Below are 23,627 nucleotides of genomic sequence, written 5' to 3' on the forward strand. Positions count from 1 at the left end.
CATTAGGCTATCACATCCTTTCTTTCATCATACGCGACACCCTCCTAAAGGTGACTGAACAGAGTAGCGATCGTGTGTCATCGTGACTTCCTGCTTTTCATTAAAATAGATGATCACTGCCTGCAGAGAGGGGTTTACTCGCACATGGACAAGGAAATCACTCCTGCGCTTCCTTATGACTGCGATCCTTTTTATGCTGCATTCACCTATGCCCAAACACCAAGCGCAATTGTAACAGCCAACGGAAAAATCACCCATGCAAACAAAGCCTTGCATACGTTACTCGGCTATGAGACACCTGCGTTACAAGATATAAACTTCTTTACAGAGCTTTTATATCCTGAGGATGATCAGGAGTTGACTGCTTTTTTCTCCGAGCAAATTACAGCAAAAACATCAACCGAACTGAAAACAGAGAAACGATGCTTACGCCAAGACGGAACCGCTCTTCTCTGTCAGCTCTCCATCTACCCATTCATGAGTAGAGATGGACAACTGCGCTATTTTTACTTGCAATTTGAAAAAGGTGCTTTTATCCCAACCCATCTGCGTGAAACGCAGAGTGTATCCCCTTCTCTAGATGAAACTTTCAATCGCATGACTGACGCCTTTTTTACACTAGATCACTCGTCAAAGTTTATCTATCTCAACCGCAAAGCTAGCGAACTATTCGATCTGTCTACAGCCACTTTGCTCGATCGCTGTATTTGGGATGTTTTCCCCACTTGTGCATTTCGCCCTTACTTTGAGTTTTGCTCAAAGAGTCAAACAGTAGTTACGTTTACAGAGTATAGCGATTTCCACCAAAAATGGTTTACCGCTCGGCTTTATCCACTATCTACTGGCATCTCCGTCTATTTTCGCGACGTTACAGAAGAAAAGAATCGCGAAGAACTCCTGCGGGAACAAGAACGTCGCTTTCGTTTTATCGTAGAACAATCGACCGATCTCATTACACAAATTTCACCTCATGGCGAGATGACGTTTGTATCACCTGCAAGCCTTGAACTGCTCGGCTATACACCAAACGAACTTGTGGGGAAAAACTTCCTATCTTTTGTCAGCGCAGAGGACATATCGAAACTTACTGCACGCCTCACTGAGTTCAATGGACACCGTTCAATGGGGCGATTTACCTACCGTGTACAAGCGAAATCTGGACAGTTGATCTGGTTAGAATCTACCGTCCGCGCTATCTATGATAAACAGTCTACACTCACTGGCTTTATGACAGTATCGCGCGATGTCACACAACGCAAACGCTCAGAACAGCAATTACTTACCGAAAGCGCTGCCTTGCGTCGCCTTGCTGAACTAGATGGGCTACTTGCGATTGGCAATCGCCGCAATTTCAATCGTCAACTTGAAACACAGTGGATGCTGCACGCGGCCGCCCAATCACCGCTGTCCTTGATTTTACTCGATATTGATTACTTTAAAAATTATAATGACACGTATGGTCACCTCGCTGGCGACGATTGCTTAAAGCAAATTGCTGCAGCAATTGCATCACTGTTTCCAGACGATCTAGCGCTCGTTGCTCGCTACGGCGGAGAAGAACTCGCCGTCCTGCTACCAAATACGGATCTTCATACAGCTAAGGCGGCAGCCGAGCAAATCCGTAACTATGTAGAAGAATTGCAAATCGTCCATCGCTCATCTCCCGTATTTCCTTATGTGACAATCAGTGCTGGTGTAGCATGCGTTTTTCCAAGCGACTATCAATCTTCGTCTACAATCGTTAGTTTTGCAGATCAAGCACTGTATTTAGCCAAACGGAAAGGGCGCAACCAAATAGCACATTTTCACGTGCAGGACTTCGCAAAACGCAACACTGCCCCGCAATGAAAAATCGTACAATAGATTAAAGATGATATGCTATAATTACAATCACTAAGTAACAGTCGCATAACTGGCGGAAGTAGTGGAAAACCACTAGGGAGTGCGACTGCAACAACGCCGACCGCCTGGGCATCCTATGATGTTCAGGCGGTATTTGTGTTATCTCGATAAGATAAAGGAGAATGAAAATGTACGGACCCCCATATCGCCCTCATGCAAAAAAATTAATGATTCTTGGTGCGGGAGAACTCGGCAAAGAAGTTTTGATCGAGGCGCAGCGCTTAGGTGTGGAAACTATTGCCGTCGATCGGTATGAGCACGCTCCTGCCATGCAAGTTGCACATCGCTCGTATGTGATCGATATGCTAGATGCATCGTTACTACGCGATGTCATTTTGCGCGAGCAACCTGATCTGATCGTGCCTGAAATTGAAGCGATCGCCACATCCGTTTTAATTGAGTTAGAAAATGATGGATTTCACGTCATCCCTACTGCAAATGCAACTCGTTTGACAATGGATCGCGAAGGAATACGCCGCCTTGCCGCAGAATCCCTTCACTTGCGCACCGCCCGTTTTGCATTTGCGAACTCTATGGAGGAATTACACAGCGTTAGCGAAAAAATTGGATTTCCTTGTGTTATCAAACCAATTATGAGCTCATCAGGTAAAGGGCAGAGTATTTGTCACTCTCGCGATGATTTATCTCATGCATGGCAGTACGCAATGACAAGTGGTAGAGCAAAAAATACGCGTGTGATTGTGGAAGAATTTATTCACTTCGATTCTGAAATTACACTCCTAACCGTTCGCTCAATTTCAGGCACAGCATTTTGTGAAGCCATTGGACATCGCCAAGCTGACGGAGATTATATTGAATCGTGGCAACCACATTTTTTAACGAAACAGCAACAAGATGAAGCAAAATCGATCGCCAAAAGTATCACTGATGCGCTTGGAGGATTTGGCGTTTTTGGTGTGGAACTTTTCATCGCAGGCGATCAGGTGTTTTTTAGTGAAGTTTCTCCTCGACCGCATGATACAGGACTTGTTACACTAATCACACAAAACTTATCCGAGTTTGCTCTTCATATTCGCGCAATTTTAGGATTCCCGATCCCCACAATCGAATTGTTAACTCCAGGTGCTAGTCATGCAATCAAAGCAGAGACTGCGAGCGATGTCTATGAAATCGCAGGAATTGAACAGGCGCTCGCAATTGAAAACTCACAGTTGCGCATTTTTGGAAAGCCCAATACAACCAAAGGACGACGCATTGCCGTCGCGCTCGCAAGCTCCACAGATCCTGTGACGGCACGTCAAAAAGCAGCGCAAATCGCGTCTAAACTTCGAATCATCAGTCACTGACATTGACTTTACTCTATGTAAAAACTAATCTAAGAATTGCTTGCAGTTAAAATAGAAAGATAAGAGGGGGCCATATCGTGTCAAATTGGAAACGTATTCTTGTAACCGCTGCCAGTGCAACGACTGCACTCGCAGTGCTCGCAGGGTGTGGCACAAACAGTGCCACTTCTACATCACAGAGCACTACAAGCACAACTGGAGCTTCATCAGGGAATGTCATTACAGTAGGAACACTCTACGCTTCTACGGGCGCCTTTGCCACATCGTCCATGCCAGAATATCAAGGCCTACAATTTTGGGCTCATGAGGTCAATGCAAAGGGAGGCGTGCTTGTCAAGGCTACAGGAAAAAAAGAAAAGATTCAGCTTGTCTCTTATAATGATCAAAGTAGCGCCTCGACAGCAATCAACCTTTATAACCAACTCATTACCCAAAATCACGTCAATGTTTTAGTTTCCGATTTTGGATCCGTGTTGACTTCGGTCGCTGTGCCGATTGCACAAGAAAATAAGATGGTCCTGTTCGACCAAACGGGAACAGGGGCCTCATTCTTTACCCCAAACAATCCTTACATTGTGCTTACTTCTTTACCAACGTCACAGATTTGGCCAAACAGTCTCGCAAACTACATCATTCAATCTGGAATTAAAAAAGTAGGAATTTTATATTGCGAGAATGACTTCGACCAATCGCAAGAAGCTACACTCGTTCAAAAATTGCAGGCTGCTGGCATCACCCCTGTTTATAATACGGGTGTACCTACATCTACGTCTAATTACAGTGTACTCGTTCACAATCTCGCCGCTACCAATCCGCAAATGGTCGTGGAACTCGGATATCCCAATAATGACATTGCTTTTTTACAGGCTGTACAATCAACAGGCGTGAAGTTTAACAAAACCTTTATGATCTTCCCGGGACAACTTCCTACGATGTTTGAAAAAGATTTTTCCAAACAGCAATTAAGCGGCCTCTATACTTATCCGACGCCGCCATACATCAACTACACAAACGTCAATTACGGACTCCCACTCCCGCAATTTGAACAGAAATTCGAACAATTCTCAGGAAAGAACCACATCAATTTTCTAAATGTAGCTGGGTACACAACCGGTTTAGTCATTCAAAAAGCACTTGAAACTTCACCAAGCCTCAGTCAAAGTGCATTGCGACAAGCTGTCTCAAGCTTCTCTGGACAAATGAATACACTTGATGGAACTTTCCAAATTAACAGCGAAGGTGCGCAAACAGGGGAAACACTTCCTGTCGGCCAGTTCACGCTCAATAGTTCTGGTAATTTAGCAATGAACATCTTGAAATAATCAGTACAAACACCGCCCGACACTTCATTGAGCGTGCGGGCGGTGTTTGTACTCATGCTGTCACCCCCTTTCGTTCGGAGGTTAAACCCTTATGTTGTTCACATTGATCTCAGGAATTCTCATTGGCATCTTTTATGGGTTAATGGGTCTTGGCTTAAATTTTATCTTTGGCGTTATGAAAATTGTGAATTTAGCTCACGGAGACTTTGTAATGCTCGGTGCATTTGGCGTATATCTCGCCTACTCTGTATGGAATTTAAATCCACTTATAGCTCTTGGGATTGAACTGGTTATCTTTTTAGCCATTGGCATTCCCCTTTACTATGGGTTTGTTCCACGACTTTTAAAATCGCGCGATCCAGAGATGTTATCGCTTATTTTGTTTTTTGGCCTCTCGCAAGTGATCGAATCACTGGCAAGTTTTGCTTTTGGAACGAATCCTGATACGGTCAATCCGACCGTATTCGGTTCACAACCTGTAAACATCTTCGGTCAATCCATTCAAATGTCCTGGATTGTAGCCGTCCTTATTAGCTTGCTCGCAATGGCATTTATGTACGGATATCTTTATCACACGAAAATCGGCATCGCCACACGAGCAATCATGGGACATCGCACAGAAGCGATGAGTAGCGGCATCAATGTTCATCGCGTCTCTGCGATCGCATTTGCCATCGGTATTGCACTTGCCATCACCGCGGGTTCTATGACACCTTTTGTCCTTGGGGGAATCTATCCGTCTATGGGAGTCGATCTGACAACAACTTCTTTCGCGGTCATCGTAATTGGATCACTAGGAAATCCACTAGGAACAATTCTTGGCGGATTAATTTACGGCATTTGTTTAATGCTCATGCAAACGTACCTTCCTAGCTGGTCGAGTCTAGTCCCCTACTTACTCCTAATTTTAATTTTATTGTTTCGCCCGAGTGGATTACTTGGCAGGAGGGAACGCAATGCGTAAACGAATGCTCGCCAATGTTTTGATTATCTTGCTATTATTCCTCCTTTTCGCCGTCGGGCCCTCCATCTATCAAAATCAGTCCTTGATTTTTCAAATGATGGTTTTCATGGCTTTGGCACAAGGAGTAAATATTTTATATGGCTTTACAGGATATCTCCCCTTTGGTTATGTAGGTTTTTTTGGAATAGGTGCCTATGGGGCCGCGATCGCTGTAAATTTACTGCATGTACCCGCTCTCGTGGCTGTCATTCTTGGAGGTTTCTCCGCACTGCTTGCGGGCCTCGTACTCTCCCCTTTATTGCGACTTTCAGGCGCCTATTTTTCCATTGGATCACTCGCGGCCTCTGAAATTCTCTATAATGTGGTATCTAATGACAGTTTACAACCCATAACGGGTGGACCTTATGGAGTGAACTTAGCGGGTATTTTTGACGAACAGACAAGCTACGTCGTGATGCTACTACTCTTAGTGTTAGCTACTGCGTTTGTAACCTATTTGCGTAGTTCGCGATTTGGCATGTCGCTGATTGCCATACGCGAAGACCCCGTAAGCGCAGAAATGGCAGGAATTCACGTCGTACGCACACGCGTATTTGTTTGGCTTGCCACGGCTGTGCTCGCTGGTCTGGTCGGCGCCACATACGCTTGGCATATCTCTGTATTTTATCCGAATACTGTATTTGACCTATCCGTCAGTATTTTCGCGATTGTCTTCACGCTATTTGGTGGAGGGACTACCGTTCTTGGCCCCGTAGTGGGGACGATCTTACTCTACGGGCTCTATAACGCGATTGGAATTTCTTCGCCTCAATACTTCCAATTAATCTATGGCGTACTTATCATGGCTCTCGTTCTCTTCCTGCCAAATGGCTTAATGTCGCTACTCACAAGGAGGGGGATTTATGTCCCGTGAACCACTATTAGAGGTAACAAACCTTGTAAAGACATTTGGCGGATTTCGCGCACTTGACGGGGTCACATTTACTTTACACAAAGGAGAAATTATGGGTTTAGTCGGACCTAATGGGTCTGGAAAAACTACTTGTATCAATGTGATTTCTGGATTGTATAAGCCTGACAGTGGAAACCTGCGCTTTCTTGGCAAAACCATCGCCGGACAAGCCCCTCACAAAATGGCTAGATTAGGAATCAATCGAACGTTTCAAGTCCCTAAGCCATTTCGTGAACTCACGGTCGCGGAAAATATTCTCGTGGTCCATGCCACGAACAAACACACAGAGATCGGAGATCCTTTAGAATTTGTCGGTCTAAAAAACGTAGCCCATCGCAAAGCAGGCAGCCTGACAAGTGGACAGCAAAAATTGCTTGATCTCGCGCGCGCACTTGCCAGTGGACCTTCCTTGTTATTAATTGACGAATTAGCAGCTGGATTAAGCCCCTCTGAGTTAGACGATGTAGCGGAAAAACTACTCACACTCGCTACCCGGGGCATCTCTTTATTAGTCGTCGAACACTTGCTAGGATTTGTTAATCAATTGACACAACGTGTCATTGTCATGAATGCCGGAAAAGAAATTTTCGAAGGTGACCTCGCCTCCGCAGCAAAAGACGAGCGTGTAGTAGAAGTATATCTAGGCAGATAAAACAGGGAATGGAGGTGTTAAGATGGCGAAGTTATTTCGTGCCACGCAACTTGATGTGGGATATGGGAAAATGCAAATATTATGGGATATTGAACTTGAAGTGAATCAAGGAGAGCGCGTGCTTGTACTAGGACCAAACGGTGCAGGAAAGAGCACTTTGCTCCAGTCGCTTGTTGGTCTTATGCAAATTTGGCGCGGGCAAATTTTCTATCATGAAGACCCCATTCAGAACTTACGCATTGATCATCGAATTCGTAAAGGGATTTCCTTTGTCTCGGAACTTGGCGTGGTTCCAAGCCTGACTGTAGAAGATAATTTACGACTTGGCGGCTACTATTCTTCAAAGCGCGAAGTGCTGCAGCGAATGGAGGAAATGTATGAGGAATTTCCTGCCATTAAGGAAAAACGAAAAGCACTTGCAGGCAGTTTGAGCGGTGGACAACGCAAGATGCTAAGCACTGCAAAAGCCTTAATGAGTCACCCACAACTATTAATTATGGATGAACCCTCATCGGGGCTTGCTCCTTTGCTGGTCACGGAAGTCATCCAAATTTTATCTCGATTCCAAAAACAAGGATTATCCTTTCTTATCGCGGAACAAAATGTAAAATTTCTTGACATTGCAGACAAAGTCTATGTGCTTGATGCAGGACACATCGCTTTTTCCGGTACAGTCGAGGAACTAAAAATGAACGACGCCTTAAACCGCGCTTATTTTGGTGTCTCTGGACACTCCTCATGATAACAGCAACAGCACAATCTATCAAAAGTGACGGTCTGATGCGGGGCACCTGCCCTTTTAGACCGTCCTTTTTCTAGCGTCTCTGTTTGCTGGAGCGAGATGCAACCGCCCTCCCTACAATCATCGGCGCAATCAGGTTGGGCTTAACCACGCGGTACTCCTCTAAAATCAAAGGCGACTCAAGAATTTCACTGCGAACGTCCCGATTCAACTGACACCCACCGGCTACCTTGCGCCATAGTGGATTCACTAGATTTTGTACACGCCTCGGCCATGTCGATTCATGTTGCACATGTTCAAAAAAGAGGTAATTTCCATTCCCCTTTAAAACGCGCCAAACTTCATGAAGAGTTTGCGCCACATCCTCTACAGAGCACAAAACGAGACTTGTAATTACAGTATCAAACTGGTCACTTGCAAGCTCCATACACTCTGCAGAAGATTGCACCACCATGAAATCTGGATAATGTTTACGCAAATAACGAGTCATCGCTGGATCAGGTTCGAGGAGTACAACCTCTGTCACTCCAGGATTTAGGGAATGTAGATCTAATCCGGTACCAGCCCCCACGATCAACGTTCGACCAATGGCGCGCTGATTTTGCAGTGCGCGTATGTCTCCCACATAAGCCTCCAATATGCCTTGTCCCCAAATATATAATTTAGTAAATTGTGGGTGATTCACTTTATTTTTCACACTTCCACGATCCTTTCACGATCCTTATAAACAAACCATTGTTTTCCGTCAAGATCAAGTCTTTTATTCCCCGTTTACTCATGCTACCCTACAAAAGGTTGAGAAAACAGAAAGCAAGACATGGAGGTTGAAATGGCAGTCCTTCACCCAACATCTCAGATTGATCCTTCATCTATCACATCTGGATTAAATCCAGAACAAAAACTTGCCGTTGAGACAACGGAAGGGCCGCTCTTGATCATCGCTGGCGCCGGCTCAGGGAAAACAAGTGTAATGACTCGCCGCATCGCATTTTTATTAGGCGTTCGGAAAGTGGAACCATGGAATATTCTAGCCATCACCTTTACAAATAAATCGGCCAAAGAAATGAATGAGCGCGTACGTAAGTTAGTCGGTGATCGCGCACAAGATATGTGGATGAGCACATTCCATGCCATGTGCGTAAAAATCCTGCGCCGTGAAGCAGAACAACTCGGCTATGAAAATAATTTTTCCATTCTCGATGCGCAAGATCAAAGTGCTGCTATCAAACAATGCATGCTTGATTTAAATTACGACATGAAAAAATTCGATCCTGCGATATTACAATGGAAGATTTCTTCCGCCAAAAATGAATTATTGTCTCCAAAACAAATGAAACAAACCGCGAGTAGTACGTTGCTTGACTCAATCGCAGCAAATGTCTATCAAGCATACCAAGAAAAACTCGCCAGCATCAACGCCTTTGACTTTGATGATCTGATCTTTCATACGGTTCATCTATTTTCAACACGTCAGGATGTTCTTGAACGCTACCAAGAGAAGTTTCTTTATCTTCATGTCGATGAATATCAAGATACCAACCGTGCACAGTATCAACTAGTGCGTCTACTGGCAGATAAGCACCGCAATCTATGCGTAGTTGGCGATTCTGATCAGGCGATCTACAGATGGCGCGGAGCGGACATCTCAAATATCTTGAACTTTGAACGCGATTATCCTGAAGCGACCATCATCAAATTAGAGCAAAATTACCGTTCGACAAGTACCATTCTCGAAGCTGCAAATGCTGTCATAGCGCACAATCAACAGCGTAAAGAAAAAAGGCTGTGGTCCGCCAATGGACAAGGAGAAAAAATCTCCGTCTATGCTGCACTCGATCAGACAGACGAAGCCGTTTATGTGATCGCAAAAGTACAAGAACATGTTGGGGCAGGGGGACAGTATCGTGATTGTACGGTCCTCTATCGCGCCAATGCTCAATCACGAGCCATTGAAGAAGCTTTTTTACAAGCAGCGATTCCCTATAAAATCTTGGGAGGCTTGACTTTTTACGATCGACGTGAAATTCGTGATGTCATGGCTTATCTAAAAACAATCGCCAACCCTCAAGATGAGATCTCACTTTTGCGCATCGTAAACGTCCCAAAGCGTAACATTGGCGAGGGAACCATTCGACGCATGTTAGATTTTGCACATGATCATGAGCTAAGTCTTCTCGAAGCCATGGGACGCGTAGAGGAAGCTGAGGTCGGCGCAAAAGCTACTGCAGCAATTAAGAAATTCTACTCACTCATTGTTGACCTTCATGATATGCAAGAAGGATTATCTGTCACCGAATTTGTGGAAGAAGTACTGCGCAAAACTGGGTATCGCGAAATGTATGAAACAAGTCATAAAGAGGAAGATCAAAATCGCCTAGAAAATTTAGCCGAATTATTGACGGTAACACGCGCCTTTGATCGTCGACGTCGCGGTACACTTGCCGATTTTTTAGCTGAAACCTCCCTGTTGTCCGATCTTGACAAGGAGTCAGGGAAAACGGAAAATGCTGTCCACATGATGACAATGCACGCTTCTAAAGGTCTTGAATTTCCTGTTGTTTTTCTCGTAGGCGCAGAAGAGACGATCTTTCCTCATGCGCGATCCATGGATACTCTGGAGGGGATTGAAGAAGAGCGCAATCTCTGCTATGTAGCGATTACGCGCGCGCGGGAAAAACTGCACATCAGTTATTGCACAGAACGATCCATCTTTGGCCAATTGCAAATGAATGATCCTTCCCGTTTTTTAGAAGAAATCCCTGCTGACTTCATAGAACGTTCTGGGCATGATGGTCATGTCACCCCACACTTTACGATCGGGCTTACAGTCCGTCATCCTCAGTATGGAACAGGTGTGATTACAGACCTAAACGGGGCTGAAGAAGACTTATCAATCGCTATCACCTTCCACTCGCGCCATGGCACAAAATGGGTAAAGCCGAGCCTCACAAAACTACGTGTGCTCGACTCGTGATATAAAAATTACGCTTATCGCAACATCTGTGTAGTATGAGTAGACGTTTAGAGCAATTGGGGTGAAATCCGATGCCTTGTCGCCTGTTCAAAAGCATAACCAAACTGCAATAGCTTATGTTCACTAAACGCTGGACCACAAAATGTAACGCCGATGGGGAACCCTTTGTCATCATATCCTGCCGGGACGGTCAGGGAAGGGTAACCAGCTTTTGCTGCTATATCCGCGCCAAAATGTGCGGGGAAAACGACCGCTTCAAAACCCTGCTCGAAAAATGCCACATCGAGACCACGCTCTCTAGACTGGCGCAAATCACGCAATCGACTATAAATATACTTAGGCTCTACAAGCGTTCCACTCGTCATTTCAGACTGCTTTAGGATTGTCTGGCCATATTTTAGTGCAATCGCAGCATGTTCTTCGTTAAAAGCAATCACGTCGGCCAATGAATGTACTGGAACTGTAGACGGAAGTCGTTGCAGATAAGCGTTTAAGGCTACTTTAAACTCATAGACCAAAACCTCATAATCTGTTTCTTCATTCGCACTAGGGAGTACGACCGGATCTTGTACGCGGGCTCCACAGTCTTTCATCACTTGGATCGCCGCATCAAGCAGTGCCACTTGGCTCTTCGTAAGTTCATGGAAATACGGTTCGCGCGCTACGCCAATGCGCGCACCGTTTAAGCCAGCCGTCGTTAACCCGAAAGAGTAATCTGCCAATCGCAGCCTCTCACCCGCATACGTCGCTGAATCTTGCTTATCCACACCTGTTAAAGCGCCTAGCACAAGAGCAACGTCTCGCACTGTGCGCGCCATAGGCCCAGCTGTATCCTGACTAAAAGCAATCGGAATCATTCCTCTGCGGCTAATCAATCCTATTGTAGGTTTCAATCCTACGATCGAATTTTGACTTGCAGGACTCAAAATCGACCCTGAAGTTTCCGTCCCTATTGCAAATGCGGTAAAATTAGCGGAGACAGCTGCTCCAGAACCTGAGCTAGAGCCACCCACATCATGCACACCTGGCCCGTACGGATTTAAGACCTGTCCACCGCGCGAACTATATCCATTTGGCATGTTTTCGGTCATAAAATTTGCCCATTCTGTCATATTCGTCTTGCCTAAAATGACTGCGCCTGCCTTTCGCAACTGTTCCACAACAAATGCGTCTGCTTGTGCATAAGAATTTGCCAGTGCCACAGAACCAGCACTCGTATGCATTTTATCCGCCGTGTCAATATTGTCTTTGAGTAAGACAGGAATCCCGTGTAAAGGACCGCGCAAAATCCCGCGAGCGCGTTCTTCATCGCAGGCGTTTGCAAGAAAGAGGGCATCAGGATTGACTTCGAGTACCGAGCCTATGTGTTTTCCCTGTTGATCAAATTCAGCAATTCGCTGCAAATAGAGCAAAGTGATATCAACTGCCGTCATTTCCCCTGCACCCATCGCCTGCTGTAGATCAGAAATCGTCCATTCTTCAAATTGTGATGCATCCATAAACAGCCTCTCCCTTCACAGTTACACCCGGCGACGCATCACGCCTGCAGCAGAACATCGCGCTTTGTAAGATACTCATCATACGGTCCTGTAAAATCAATCAATCCCTTAGGCGTGAGCTCGATGATCCGCGTTGCCACATCAGCAACAAGTTGTCTGGCATGTGACACAAAGATCACAGCGCCAGAAAATTCGGCAAGAGCTTTTGCAAGTGCATCAATGGATTCCAAATCTAGATGGTTTGTAGGTTCATCAAGAACAAGCACATTGCCTTCGAGCAATAACATTTTAGCGAGCATCAAACGTGCAGTTTCTCCTCCCGACAATACCTCTGTAGATTTGTGCACCTCATCTTTAGAAAATAACATGCGCCCGAGAATGCTGCGAATCGTCTGCTGATCCGCTTGTTCATCAAAGCTGCGCAGCCATTCATAAACTGTCGTATCTTTAGGAATTGTCTCATGGTGATCTTGGGTAAAGTAAGTCGGTTGAGCGGACTTTCCCCATGTCACAGTCCCCGCATCTGGAAGTAGTTCCCCCATCATGATATTTAGCAGAGTCGTTTTGCCAATCCCGTTCACCCCTAGGAGAGCAACTTTTTCACCATTTGCAATCTCCAGTTTCACACCTTTTAACACGTGTAAATTGCCAAATGACTTAGAGACTTGATCGAGCGCGACCACTTGTTTGCCAAGAGGTTGTTTGGAAGTAAACTTGATGTACGGAGACACGCGCGAGGAAGGGCGAATTTCTTGAATCTCAATTTTCTCGATCTGTTTTTGTCTGCTAGTAGCCTGCTTTGCCTTACTTTTATTGGCAGAGAAGCGCGCGACAAACTCCCGTAATTCTGCCACCTTTTCAAGATTGCGCGCATTTTCTGCGAGCAATTGTTCTCTTGCTAACGTACTAGCCGCCACAAAATAGTCATAATTTCCTGAGAACATGGAGATCTGCTTGTAATCCACATCTACCATATGAGTACATACAGTATTTAAGAAATGTCGGTCGTGTGAAATAATTACCATTGTTCCTTTATGTGCCAACAAAAAGTTTTCTAGCCAGCGAATCGTATCGAGGTCCAAATGGTTCGTCGGTTCATCAAGCAATAAGATATCTGGTCGCGAAAACAGTACTTGCGCTAGCAAGACGCGTAATTTAAATCCACCGATCATAGAACTCATGAGCACACTGTGTTTTTCAACAGGAATCCCCAATCCTTCGAGTAACTCAGCTGCAAAATACTCAGCAGAGTACCCATCCATATCAGCAAACGCACTCTCAAGTTCACCGATGCGCATTCCTTCTTCATCTGTCATCTCTGGTAATGCGTACATTCTCTCGCGCTCTTGCATGACACTCCACAATTCTTGATACCCCATTAAAACCGTATCTAATACCGTAAACTGATCGTACTGATAGTGATCTTGACGCAACACACCTACACGCAACCCTGGAGCAATCGTTACGGATCCTGTGCTGGGTTCAAAATCACCCACGAGAATTTTCATAAAAGTAGACTTTCCAGATCCATTCGCGCCGATTAATCCATAACGATTCCCAGCGTCAAAACTCAAATTTACATCTTCAAACAAAATCCGACTGCCAAACGACACCGAAACATTCGATACACGAATCATCTACAAACTGCTCCCTTAGCTCAGTAATCTATACGTGTTTACAACTATACCATGAAGACGTCCGATATATTGCAGCCATGAGCATATAACAAAACAATAAGCCACACCAACTCCTTTTGAACGAGTGGCATGGCTTATTTTTCATACAATTTCTTTTTACAAATCCCTTGCTTACGAATAACTAGGAAACACCCGATTAATATCATGTAGGACAAGATCGCTGCTCGTCGGACGCCCCGTAGCTTGATCGCCAGTGAACATGTGAAAATGATAAGTCAGCGTCTCATCATTGGTCACGTAGATTGCTTTTGCGTGGGGGATCATTTTGTGAACTACGGCTGCAACTTGTTGCTTGACACTATTCGTTAGCGGCTTGGGAGACGCTGTACGCTTAGGAACAAGCGGGCGATTGTCTTTCGCACCATTTTTTGGCCTTTGTGTCATACCCGCTGTGTGAGAATCATCTGGCGTCTGCAAAGTGACTCCGACAAAAATACGCCCTTCACGTTCAAGTACCTCCGCCGTCTCCACTTCAGGGACATCACGTATGATCAATTGCGAAAGATCAGTACGTGAAACAAACGATGTCGGCGTCACTTGTACATGATTTAATACTGCATTGTTCTGTGTCTTCGCATCTTTAAAATTTTGCGAATCAGCTTGCGGAAGGGTGGTACATCCTGCGCTTACAAAACAACAGAGGGCAAGCGCGATTCCAAAGGCTAAATGATGATAACGAATTCGATTCACCAACTCTCACCTCATCCATCTCTGTTTGCGCAACTGTGTCAGTTCATCTAAGTACAAAGAATTTGAACTAAGAAGGATCGCTTTTTGATTCATCGTTCCCCACTTGATCTTCACGTGTCGCGACGAGATGGAGTATGAGCAATAATGCTGACATGATCACTAACTGAAAAATCCACCAGACTAGATCCCACCAATTTGGCATCCCAGGGCTATAAGGAATATAAAACGGGATGCTTGGCCAAAATCCGTTCATTTGCCTTCCCCCTTGATCTTCCTTGTCCTATACGTCACTGCTGATAGGCTGACCATGTTAGATAAAGTACACGGCAATGTACAAAACTAACCAAGCAATTGCATTAAAAGTCCATACCCACGCAGACGCCTCGACAGAAAAATAATGTTGCGGCCCAATCACTCCTTTAGTAGCACGAAGCAACACACTACCAAGAACGAATAAAGCAGCGAGTGTAAAGAACCCTCCGAGGCCGAGCGAAACTAAGTGAATCTCACCAAAGGGAGAGATTGCGTCATAACGATGACTGAACATCGGCCACACCATGACAATGAGTGCGAGTACGCCTAAAAGTCCGGTCAATTGCAACTGACGTTGCATCTGTAAAAGCGCATTGCGCGCAATTGCGCGAACGGCAAGCCATGATGGAAGGACTCCTAAAAGCAGTAACAGCGTTGGCAAAAATCCCCCTAACAACGGGTCTACGCGCCGCGAGACATATGTGTCCGCTAATACAAACCGATCGTTGATTAACATGAAATAGGGAACCATCTGCGACGTTACAAATAAGATTAAGCCAAAGCGATTTTGACGCAGTTCCTTCGCTGTCGAAGCTTGCTTAAACGAGGGCGCCGAAGCCTTCTGATCCGTAACTTCTGACATAGCCGTACACTCCTTTCTCACTGTTACTTCTACTCAATTCTTTAATAGACTAAGAAGTCGGCTCTTTTTGCGGACTGTTTCTGATCGGCAAACGCTGATCACGATAATCGTAAAAACCACTTATCACTTTTGGAATGGGATCGAAGTTTTGCTCTCCTGGAGGTGACGCTGTTTGCCATTCAAGCGTTTTTGCCTGCCAAGGATTATCTTTGGCTACTGGTCCCTTATTCCACATCCAAGCGATATGCAGGAAATTGAATACAAATCCAAGCCCTAACAAAAATGCAAAGAGTGAAACCTCAAAATTCATCGGTTCAAGATACGACGGATAAACTGGTACCCAGCGATTCATCCCATGCAATCCGAGGAAAAAGAATTGTCCAAAAGTCATATTAAATGCAATAAAAACCCAAATTGCACCAACTTTCCCCCAAAATTCGTTGTACATCCGACCAGATAATTTAGGAAACCAATAGAAGAAAGCTGCAAACCAAGAGAAGACCATGGCACCAATTACTGTATAGTGAAAATGCGCGACAACAAAAAAGGAGTCATGCACCTGAAGGTTTACGACCGGGTCCGCCAATAAAACTCCAGTCACTCCTCCAATTAGAAAGTTAAACATGCTCATAAGCGTATACAAAGTCGGAGTATTGAGCTTCAAATTGGCTCGCCACATCGTACCTAACGATACGAGATAAGCAAAACCTGTCGGAATCGAAATCATCTCTGTAAAAAAAGAGAAAGGGAGCATTTGACTGTTGCGCATATTAGTAAACATATGGTGAGCCCAGACCAGTCCACTTAAAATCATGACGAAAACCAACCCGATGATTCCCCACTGGCGTGCAAATAGTGATTTCTGTCCCATTACAGGGAGAATTTCTTGCCATAACGCAAAGGCAGGTACAACAATGATATACACTTCAGGATGTCCAAATAGCCAAAACATCTCCATATAAGTAAGCGGACTCCCAATTTGCGCAAAGTACGGAAGGGGGATCACAGCATTTAAAAGTGCCATCACAAAGGTCATTTGAATTTCAGGCAGCCAAATTAAGTTCAGCAAACTAACCGCAAGAATTCCCCATGCATACATAGGAATACGATTCCAAGTAAGTCCTGGCGCCCGCTTAAAAAGAATGGTAGCTGTTAGATTGATGGCCACAAGCAAGGAAGACGTCGTTAAAGCAAAAACCCCGAGATAGTAAAACAAAATGCCTGCAGGGTCTTGTCCAGCAAGAGGTTCATACCCACGCCATCCTGTCGTCCATTGCCCAAGAACAGGACTAATGACAACCGTTGCGATCCCCGCGGGAACTAACCATTGGCTGACACCAGACATACGAGGAAAAGAAGTAGAATTAGCACCGATCATTAAAGGGATAAAATAGTTCCCAAATCCCCCCACGAGAGCCACCGTGCCAACAGAAAACATCATAACCGTCCCATGAACCCCAACGGTCGACAGGTATGCGCCAGGGTTGTTAAAAATCCACATTTGCCCTTTCATGAGTTCTAATCGCATGAGCATTGCAGCAAAGCCCGCGATTAAAAAGCCTCCTAACGAAGAAAAAATATACTGTAAACCAATCACTTTATGATCTGTGCTGTACATAAAATATTTTCGCCAATCTTGAGGCACTACCCATTCTTCTGGGTATCCTAAGTAGGGTTTAACAGCACCTTCCCATGCACCAACTCCTAATATCCATCCCCCTACAGCAGCAACCCACCCGAGTGTCACAGACGCCCTTGTTATAAACGGATGATAGGGCATTCGATCAAAAACTTCGCTTACAAGCGTGTTCATCACTAGAAATCCTATCAGCGCCCACAGCAACCCTCGTACCACGGGAGGCAGCATACGTTTTACGCGCGCATGTTCTGAGCGGGCACCGTGCATATCAGAAACGACTGAACTCACTTTGAATCCCTCCTTTAATTCGATGGTCTATGATTGTCCAGCTTGTAATTTTTGTTGCTGTTTGATCCAATTCATAAAGTCGACATTGGAAACCACATGAACAGGGGCTTCCATAAATGGATGTCCAGGACCACATACTTCAGCACATTGGACGCGAACCATCGGATCTACGTTGTAGGAAGTCACCTTGTTGGTGTGAACGTACATATATCGCGTTTCTCCAGGGATGATATCTTGTTTGACACCAAACGCTGGGATCCAAAAACTATGAATCACCCCGGCATACGGATCATACATATGCATCGGATCATAGGAGCGTAAAACAAATCGCACGGTCCGATCGACCGGTAAGTACAAAATACTGTTGCCATTCGCATCCTGAGCTTGCGTGATATTGTACTGTGGGTAGTCAAACAACCACTGCCATTGCCGCGCCGTCACATTGATGATCAGATCGTGGCGGTTGTACCGCTCTTTTTCACTGTTAAACATCTGTTCGACGGCAGAAGCTGTCGGATGAACGAAAAATAATAGATTTAACGCGATACTCACCAAAATCCAAATGCTCACAAACACCTTATTATTGTAAAATTGCCTAGGACTAGGCCGCATACCAGGTTCACGAGAACGAAAGCGAATCATGTCGTAACCGATCATCACAACAATAAAAGCAAAGACTGGAGTAAGCACCGTAATGATAAACGCAAAAGCAGCTTCGCCGTCGAGCGCTTGCGTAGTTGCTGTATAATAGTAAACTCCGTGATGAATCAAGGACTGTATGCCTATCTCGCCAAGTGCAGATACAAGAATCCACACGAGCGTAAAAGCTAGGATATCTCCCACTTACTATGTCCTCCTTTGCCTTATCCGCTCTATTTAGCTGGTAATATCGTAATCGTCCCATTCATTCCAGCCACATAGTGCATGTATTGTTGCACAAAGCATCCATACTGCCACTCACCTGGCTTATTGGGGACTGTAAAAGTCAAATTGATCGACCCACCAGGTTGTAGTGTTGGACTAAAATCTCCTCCAGTAGCCAAATTGGGCTTAGAACCGACAAAGGTTGCACGCGCCTTATTGAGCACTAAATTGTCCACGTGATGTGCATTGCTGATTCTCACAGGGACCCCATCCCAGAAATCTGTCTTAAATTGTGTCGCAATGGCGCCAAAAGCGCTCGGAACCGTATCATATCCCCTGCCGATTACCATCTCATGCCAATGTGTATCACTCATATTGCGCAGCGCAATCGTCACGCGATCCCCAACACGCCAAGTGATGTGACGCGGCTCATAGGCATAATCAAATTGAAAGACATGAACTGTGCCTTGCGTTGGCACGCGGTCAAATGCTTTTTGAAAGATCCCTGCAATCCAGAAACGGCCAAATAAAACAGCCACCCCAATCAACAGGACAAGTGCGAGTACACCGAAAAACACTCCTGGTTGCCAATCTGTATCCCTATGAAAGCGCCCCTCAGAATCTACAGTCTTACTCATCTACATCATTCGCGTCCTTATCTATTAAAATTTTCACTACTTTACTGCTTACATGACTGAGACATTTGGATTGCCACTCGGAACTATGCGCAGCGTATCCCACATACCTAACGCCACATTTGTAGGTTGATGGGAGGGAAACCGATATAAATAATTCGCAATGTAGAAAGTGCCAATCTGACTTGCAGTAAATGAGTACGTTGCTGAATCGCCTGGCACAATGCCAAGAGTCGGATTGAAATCATAGTCTGCAATTGAATTCCCCGCACCTTTAAATGCAACGCGCTGATTTGCATCATAAATGCCCACTGAGTAAGGAATTCCTCCATCATTGGTAAAGTGGAGACGAACACGATAGCCAAGTGGAACCGTGACGATCATCTTGCCGTGTGCATATCCGTCATAGTTATTCCACATATTGTTGCTGTTATATCCTGCCGTCAGATACAGATCGACTGTTCGTGTCACTGAATTTGCTGATAACACGCTTGCAGGATCCGCTGCTGGCGTGTAACTGCAAGCAGTGGCTACTAGTGAAAGAAGACCTGTGCCTACCAAGAGAAGCGATCGTGAGATCACGTCAGTTCGTTCCTCCGTTCTGAAGCGAGATATGGAAGTTCAACCCATATGATGCACAAAGAATTCGGAACTATACCTTTGATTTGTAATTTATTCGCTACACAAGAGAACTTTTTTAGACATACCAAATTGATTCATCTTGGTGGAAATATAAGCGCAGGGCAATTGTTCCATACACGACATACATCGTGACAAGCATCACTACACTGCCCAGTTGTTGATCTGCGAGCGCGTCAATCGCGTGATAGAAAGGAAACCAAGGGGAGGTGGAAAAGAAAAGAAAGAAAATGATCGGCATCATAAAATTTGCTGAATAAGTAATATAAAAAAGTTTTTGCCCAAGGGTAAGTGCAGACACTTTTGACAAAGGCGCCGCAAGGGGCCACCAGAAGCAAATGGCAGCAAGAAAAATGAAAAATTGCGCAATCATATGCACCCAATTCACAGTCAACATCAAGGGAAGAATAGGAGGCAACAATGTAACACTGACTAGTGCATTAAAAGTCACAAGTGCAAAAGCTGGTTGTACTAGAAATTGCAGCGTCCGAGCCACCCAGGAGATCGTAAGCCATGGAGAAAACGCACTTGGCGGCAAACTAAAGACGAGCAACCAGGGCAATGCCATCGTCATAATCAACATTTGAGCGATATACGCTGTGAAAAAGCGCGTCTGTGCATAGAAGGCAAGTGGACCATATGCGATATAGAGCAACACAATTCCAACAAAAAACGCGACATAGCGAGCAGGTGTAGACCAGCGTCTGCGCTTTTCTTGTTGTGGATCTGCAGCAACTTGACGCACAATACGCACTTCAAACAATACAAATGTCAATGCGAGTAGAAAAACCAAAAGTACAACGTCTGGGCGCCATAGCAACCATTGCTCATGCATGTTCTCTAGCCATGCCATGAAATTTCTCACTCCTGTAAGTCAACTTCTAAACGCGATAAAATGCCAGCAACCATAGCACCACTCCAAAACTTCCAATCAATGTGACACGCAAAAGATAATGCCGCACTGAAAAATCGGACACACGCAACGAATTTCCAAGCACAAAAACACTCGATAACATCATGGCCAGTGCAGCCAAAGCAGGAGAAGCGATTCCTGTTACGGCTAACAATTGCGCAAGCAAGTTATAGGAAATTGCCCAAAGTAAATTCTGCCGAATCACAGTAAAAGTGAGTCGTGCGGTCGTTAGAATGCGCGAAATAGCCTGGATGTCATTGTGAGCGAGCACGAGATGACCCGCTTCGAGTGCGATATCGGGGCTAGAACCTAAGGCGATCCCGAGATCTGCTTCCACTAAAGCTGGTGAGTCGTTAACCCCGTCCCCCACAAACGCAACGCGAATCCCCCTATTTTTAAAACTGCAAATCAAATCCGCTTTTTGTAAAGCAGTCTGCCGCGCATAGAAGTGCTGGACCTCCAGCCTTTGTGCGACAAGGGATGTTGCTGATTCTGAATCCCCGCTCGCAATCGCAAGTTCGATTCCCTTCCCTTTTAGTTCCCTGATGAGAGGTAACACGCCAGTCCGCAATTCATCGGACAAACTAATCGCCGCAAAAACTTCTCCATTCATAACCGCGTAGACTATAGTCAACCCCTGAGTACGCCAACGCGCTAGCACCGCGTCCCATTCACAGGGTACCACTCCACTCGTGACGGATGCCCCAACTTGCAGCGTACGCCCTTCTACAACCGCTTGAATTCCCCAACTTGTCAGTTCCTTAAAAGAGGTGACTGGGTAGAGAGTCAGTCCTAATTCTTTTGCTTTTCTCACGAAGGCATCTGCGATAGGATGTTCTGAAGGTAATTCAGCTGAGGCAATCCATTTGAAAATTTCTGATCGCTCTTTAGGCAAATAGTCAAACACACTGAGTCGACCAGTGGTGATTGTCCCAGTCTTATCAAAAACAACCGCTTGTATTTGTCCCGCACGTTCTAAGGCGTCAGGACTGCGCAGCAAAACGCCCAAAGAGGCCAATTTTTTTGCGCCATTTAAGATTGCAAGCGGCGTGGCAATGCTAAGTGCACATGGACAACCGATGACAAGCACTGCAATTGCTCGCAAAAGAGCAGTTGCAAAATCAATATGGCGTATCAAATCCCAGTAAAGAAACGTAAGCAATCCCATCGCGAAAACAAAAGGGACAAATACCTGCAAGATGCGGTCGGCCAACCTCTTCCAATGTGATTGTTTTGCCTGTGCCATGCGCACATACTGTGCAGTTTGCTCAAGCAAAGTCTGAGTGCTACGAACCACTTCTAGAACAGCCCTTTCGCCAAACAGCCTCGATCCAGCATAAACGAGATCGCGCACTCCTTTCTCTACGCGCTTTGCTTCCCCTGTAAGGATGGATTCGTCTGCCAACACTGCTCCTTCGATAAGACGCGCATCTACCGGTACTACTTCACCATGTCCACAGACAAAATGTTCTCCACTCAAGACATGCTCTACGCGTTTTGTGACTATTTCTCCATTTTGCAAGACTTGCATTTCTTCCGGGATCAAGCGTTTTGCTACGTGTAAAATTTGAAGGGCCCGCAACCGTGCGGCGTATTCAAGATTGCGACTGAGGAGTAAAAAGGTGATTAGTAACCCCACCGTGTCAAAGTAGAGGAAGCGTTGCGTAGTCAATAAACTCGCCACACTATATCCGTAAGCAGCAATACTCCCGATGGAAACAAGCAAATCCATCGTTGGAATGCGATTGTGTAGACTAGCAAGCGCACCACGTAAAAATGGCCATCCGCTATAAAATAGCACAATCGATGTTAATCCGAGTAAAAAACCCACTACTAGTGTTCGTAAGGCGTGTGGAAACTGTGGCAAGTACTCCGACCAGATCGGAACACTCAACATCATCATGATTGCAGTGAGGATTAACGCAAGCAAAAAGCGCCGCAAGAGTTTCGCTCCTGCAAAGTCCTCTTCCTCTGTCTCAATTACAGAGTGAGCAGTATATCCAAGTTTTTCAATTTCTGCTTGCACTCGTTCCTTAGAAATGCAACTTGCGTCTAAAGCAATCTCTGCAATGCTTTCAGTAAAATCTAACTTCGCGGAAATGACGCCATGTTGCCGTAATAACACCTGTTCGATCAGGATCGCACAAGATGGGCAAGTTATCCCCTCGATGCGAAATGCCGTACGCTGTGGATCGATCGCCTGTAATAAAGAGGGTGCTTGTGCGTTTGCTGATTCTTTCTTTATAGACTCTAATCGAAGACCCGGCTGTTGTTTTAAGATTGCTACTTGCTGTTCGCCAAGTACCTCGTACAGCTCTTTACATCCATGACAACAAAACACGTGATGCCCTGACGGAATTGGCAACCGCACCGTTTGCCCACACATATCACATAATCCCGTTGCAGACTCCTTCACTTTTAGCCACTCACTCACGTGGTCTCCTCCAAGCGAACCTCTTTTGACCTAAAGCAACCTCTGCACATTGCTTGATCACCACGCATTTTCACTTAAAACATTCGTAATGACCATCAACATCCCAATCGAACTTAAGAAAAAACCAAACCACGCATAGGATTGTAAGAGAATAACCCATGCCACCCCTGTGAACAATCCCATCCCATATAACAAAAGATCAGACTCAAATAACAACACAGGATGATGGTCAACAAAAAATTCAAGTGCTGGGAGACCCCAAAAAACACTCGCACTCATTGCAAGTACAATCACGAGCGCGGCAATTGAATGGAGGAGGGATTGCACGCGCTTTGGCGGCCACTGTGGCAAAAGTACCGCAAGCATTTGCTGTGCACCGTTTGCCGTGCTGACACCAATACCAAGTCCAAGTAAAAGTCCTGAACTCACGAGCAACCAATTGATTAATGCATGCAAAACGATGGCACCACGCGCGTCTAAATTCGTATAAAGTGACACAACCTTGCCGTTAACAGCAAGGACATAACTAGATATTGAAAAAATAAACAGTGCAAAACGACTGTGCAAGATCAACCGTTCCACTGCATTTTACCTCGCCTTTGTAGAATTCTTGAGGAAC

The 23,627-nt window shown here is 45.3% G+C and carries 21 protein-coding genes and 1 riboswitch; of the genes, 8 read left to right on the forward strand and 13 right to left on the reverse strand.

The window, feature by feature from the left end:
• Positions 1-144: 144 nt before the first annotated feature.
• The 7 genes from BM613_RS06360 (at position 145) to BM613_RS06390 (ending at position 7,841) form a co-directional block, all read left to right on the forward strand.
• The gene (locus BM613_RS06360; RefSeq protein ID WP_109430337.1) at positions 145-1,848 is read left to right on the forward strand and encodes a sensor domain-containing diguanylate cyclase; all 1,704 of its coding nucleotides are present in this window, start codon (positions 145-147) and stop codon (positions 1,846-1,848) included.
• 50 nt (positions 1,849-1,898) lie between these two features.
• A riboswitch (ZMP/ZTP riboswitch) is annotated at positions 1,899-1,980 on the forward strand.
• 50 nt (positions 1,981-2,030) lie between these two features.
• Positions 2,031-3,209: a formate-dependent phosphoribosylglycinamide formyltransferase gene (gene purT, locus BM613_RS06365; RefSeq protein ID WP_109430338.1), complete on the forward strand. Its 1,179-nt coding sequence runs from the start codon at positions 2,031-2,033 to the stop codon at positions 3,207-3,209.
• 77 nt (positions 3,210-3,286) lie between these two features.
• On the forward strand, positions 3,287-4,531 hold the full coding sequence (locus BM613_RS06370) for an ABC transporter substrate-binding protein (RefSeq protein ID WP_219930648.1): 1,245 nt from the start codon (positions 3,287-3,289) through the stop codon (positions 4,529-4,531).
• 91 nt (positions 4,532-4,622) lie between these two features.
• Positions 4,623-5,495, forward strand: a complete 873-nt coding sequence (locus tag BM613_RS06375) for a branched-chain amino acid ABC transporter permease (protein WP_109430339.1) — start codon at positions 4,623-4,625, stop codon at positions 5,493-5,495.
• Positions 5,488-6,408 (forward strand): branched-chain amino acid ABC transporter permease, encoded by a 921-nt coding sequence (locus BM613_RS06380; RefSeq protein WP_109430340.1) that lies wholly within the window; start codon positions 5,488-5,490, stop codon positions 6,406-6,408. Before BM613_RS06375 ends, BM613_RS06380 begins: the two co-directional genes overlap by 8 nt.
• On the forward strand, positions 6,398-7,099 hold the full coding sequence (locus tag BM613_RS06385; RefSeq protein WP_109430341.1) for an ABC transporter ATP-binding protein: 702 nt from the start codon (positions 6,398-6,400) through the stop codon (positions 7,097-7,099). Before BM613_RS06380 ends, BM613_RS06385 begins: the two co-directional genes overlap by 11 nt.
• A 22-nt stretch (positions 7,100-7,121) precedes the next feature.
• Positions 7,122-7,841: an ABC transporter ATP-binding protein gene (locus BM613_RS06390; RefSeq protein ID WP_109430342.1), complete on the forward strand. Its 720-nt coding sequence runs from the start codon at positions 7,122-7,124 to the stop codon at positions 7,839-7,841.
• 73 nt (positions 7,842-7,914) lie between these two features.
• Here the strand turns inward: BM613_RS06390 and BM613_RS06395 are convergent, their stop codons facing one another.
• Positions 7,915-8,538 (reverse strand): class I SAM-dependent methyltransferase, encoded by a 624-nt coding sequence (locus BM613_RS06395; protein ID WP_109430343.1) that lies wholly within the window; start codon positions 8,536-8,538, stop codon positions 7,915-7,917.
• A 132-nt stretch (positions 8,539-8,670) separates the two neighbouring features.
• Here BM613_RS06395 and pcrA point away from each other — a divergent pair, with 132 nt between their 5' ends.
• Entirely contained in the window at positions 8,671-10,815 is a 2,145-nt protein-coding gene (gene pcrA, locus BM613_RS06400) for a DNA helicase PcrA (RefSeq protein WP_109430344.1), read from the forward strand.
• 47 nt (positions 10,816-10,862) lie between these two features.
• Here the strand turns inward: pcrA and BM613_RS06405 are convergent, their stop codons facing one another.
• The 12 genes from BM613_RS06405 to BM613_RS06460 all read right to left on the reverse strand — a co-directional run bounded on the left by BM613_RS06405 (position 10,863) and on the right by BM613_RS06460 (position 23,590).
• Entirely contained in the window at positions 10,863-12,314 is a 1,452-nt protein-coding gene (locus tag BM613_RS06405; RefSeq protein WP_109430345.1) for an amidase family protein, read from the reverse strand.
• A gap of 38 nt (positions 12,315-12,352) precedes the next feature.
• On the reverse strand, positions 12,353-13,951 hold the full coding sequence (locus BM613_RS06410; protein ID WP_109430346.1) for an ABC-F family ATPase: 1,599 nt from the start codon (positions 13,949-13,951) through the stop codon (positions 12,353-12,355).
• A gap of 171 nt (positions 13,952-14,122) precedes the next feature.
• The gene (locus BM613_RS06415) at positions 14,123-14,701 is read right to left on the reverse strand and encodes a YhcN/YlaJ family sporulation lipoprotein (protein WP_109430347.1); all 579 of its coding nucleotides are present in this window, start codon (positions 14,699-14,701) and stop codon (positions 14,123-14,125) included.
• Between the two features lie 67 nt (positions 14,702-14,768).
• Positions 14,769-14,954 carry a hypothetical protein gene (locus BM613_RS06420; RefSeq protein ID WP_109430348.1) on the reverse strand — a complete coding sequence of 62 codons (186 nt, stop codon included), beginning with the start codon at positions 14,952-14,954 and terminating at the stop codon, positions 14,769-14,771.
• A gap of 57 nt (positions 14,955-15,011) precedes the next feature.
• A complete protein-coding gene (locus tag BM613_RS06425; protein ID WP_109430349.1) occupies positions 15,012-15,596 on the reverse strand; it encodes a cytochrome c oxidase subunit 3 in 585 nt (194 codons plus the stop codon).
• 49 nt (positions 15,597-15,645) lie between these two features.
• Positions 15,646-17,523, reverse strand: coding sequence for a cytochrome c oxidase subunit I (locus BM613_RS06430; RefSeq protein ID WP_219930649.1), 1,878 nt, complete (start codon positions 17,521-17,523; stop codon positions 15,646-15,648).
• A 27-nt stretch (positions 17,524-17,550) separates the two neighbouring features.
• On the reverse strand, positions 17,551-18,366 hold the full coding sequence (locus BM613_RS06435) for a cytochrome c oxidase subunit II (protein ID WP_109430350.1): 816 nt from the start codon (positions 18,364-18,366) through the stop codon (positions 17,551-17,553).
• A gap of 29 nt (positions 18,367-18,395) precedes the next feature.
• A complete protein-coding gene (locus tag BM613_RS06440; RefSeq protein ID WP_109430351.1) occupies positions 18,396-19,025 on the reverse strand; it encodes a cupredoxin domain-containing protein in 630 nt (209 codons plus the stop codon).
• Between the two features lie 48 nt (positions 19,026-19,073).
• Complete coding sequence (locus BM613_RS06445) at positions 19,074-19,604, reverse strand: sulfocyanin-like copper-binding protein (protein ID WP_181362924.1); 531 nt, start codon at positions 19,602-19,604, stop codon at positions 19,074-19,076.
• Between the two features lie 115 nt (positions 19,605-19,719).
• Positions 19,720-20,514, reverse strand: a complete 795-nt coding sequence (locus BM613_RS06450; protein ID WP_109430353.1) for a cytochrome c oxidase assembly protein — start codon at positions 20,512-20,514, stop codon at positions 19,720-19,722.
• 28 nt (positions 20,515-20,542) lie between these two features.
• Positions 20,543-23,008 (reverse strand): heavy metal translocating P-type ATPase, encoded by a 2,466-nt coding sequence (locus BM613_RS06455; protein ID WP_109430354.1) that lies wholly within the window; start codon positions 23,006-23,008, stop codon positions 20,543-20,545.
• 57 nt (positions 23,009-23,065) lie between these two features.
• Positions 23,066-23,590: a hypothetical protein gene (locus BM613_RS06460; RefSeq protein ID WP_109430355.1), complete on the reverse strand. Its 525-nt coding sequence runs from the start codon at positions 23,588-23,590 to the stop codon at positions 23,066-23,068.
• Positions 23,591-23,627: the final 37 nt, after the last annotated feature.

Source organism: Sulfoacidibacillus thermotolerans (assembly GCF_003144315.1).
Lineage (GTDB): Bacteria > Bacillota > Bacilli > Alicyclobacillales > SLC66 > Sulfoacidibacillus > Sulfoacidibacillus thermotolerans.

Coding starts and splice junctions, on each gene's coding strand:
- BM613_RS06425 (WP_109430349.1), bottom strand. CDS start 15,596: ATGTCAGAAGTTACGGATCAGAAGGCTTCGGCGCCCTCGTTTAAGCAA.
- BM613_RS06380 (WP_109430340.1), top strand. CDS start 5,488: ATGCGTAAACGAATGCTCGCCAATGTTTTGATTATCTTGCTATTATTC.
- BM613_RS06390 (WP_109430342.1), top strand. CDS start 7,122: ATGGCGAAGTTATTTCGTGCCACGCAACTTGATGTGGGATATGGGAAA.
- pcrA (WP_109430344.1), top strand. CDS start 8,671: ATGGCAGTCCTTCACCCAACATCTCAGATTGATCCTTCATCTATCACA.
- BM613_RS06405 (WP_109430345.1), bottom strand. CDS start 12,314: ATGGATGCATCACAATTTGAAGAATGGACGATTTCTGATCTACAGCAG.
- BM613_RS06375 (WP_109430339.1), top strand. CDS start 4,623: ATGTTGTTCACATTGATCTCAGGAATTCTCATTGGCATCTTTTATGGG.
- BM613_RS06440 (WP_109430351.1), bottom strand. CDS start 19,025: ATGAGTAAGACTGTAGATTCTGAGGGGCGCTTTCATAGGGATACAGAT.
- purT (WP_109430338.1), top strand. CDS start 2,031: ATGTACGGACCCCCATATCGCCCTCATGCAAAAAAATTAATGATTCTT.
- BM613_RS06385 (WP_109430341.1), top strand. CDS start 6,398: ATGTCCCGTGAACCACTATTAGAGGTAACAAACCTTGTAAAGACATTT.
- BM613_RS06410 (WP_109430346.1), bottom strand. CDS start 13,951: ATGATTCGTGTATCGAATGTTTCGGTGTCGTTTGGCAGTCGGATTTTG.
- BM613_RS06360 (WP_109430337.1), top strand. CDS start 145: ATGGACAAGGAAATCACTCCTGCGCTTCCTTATGACTGCGATCCTTTT.
- BM613_RS06420 (WP_109430348.1), bottom strand. CDS start 14,954: ATGAACGGATTTTGGCCAAGCATCCCGTTTTATATTCCTTATAGCCCT.
- BM613_RS06450 (WP_109430353.1), bottom strand. CDS start 20,514: ATGGCATGGCTAGAGAACATGCATGAGCAATGGTTGCTATGGCGCCCA.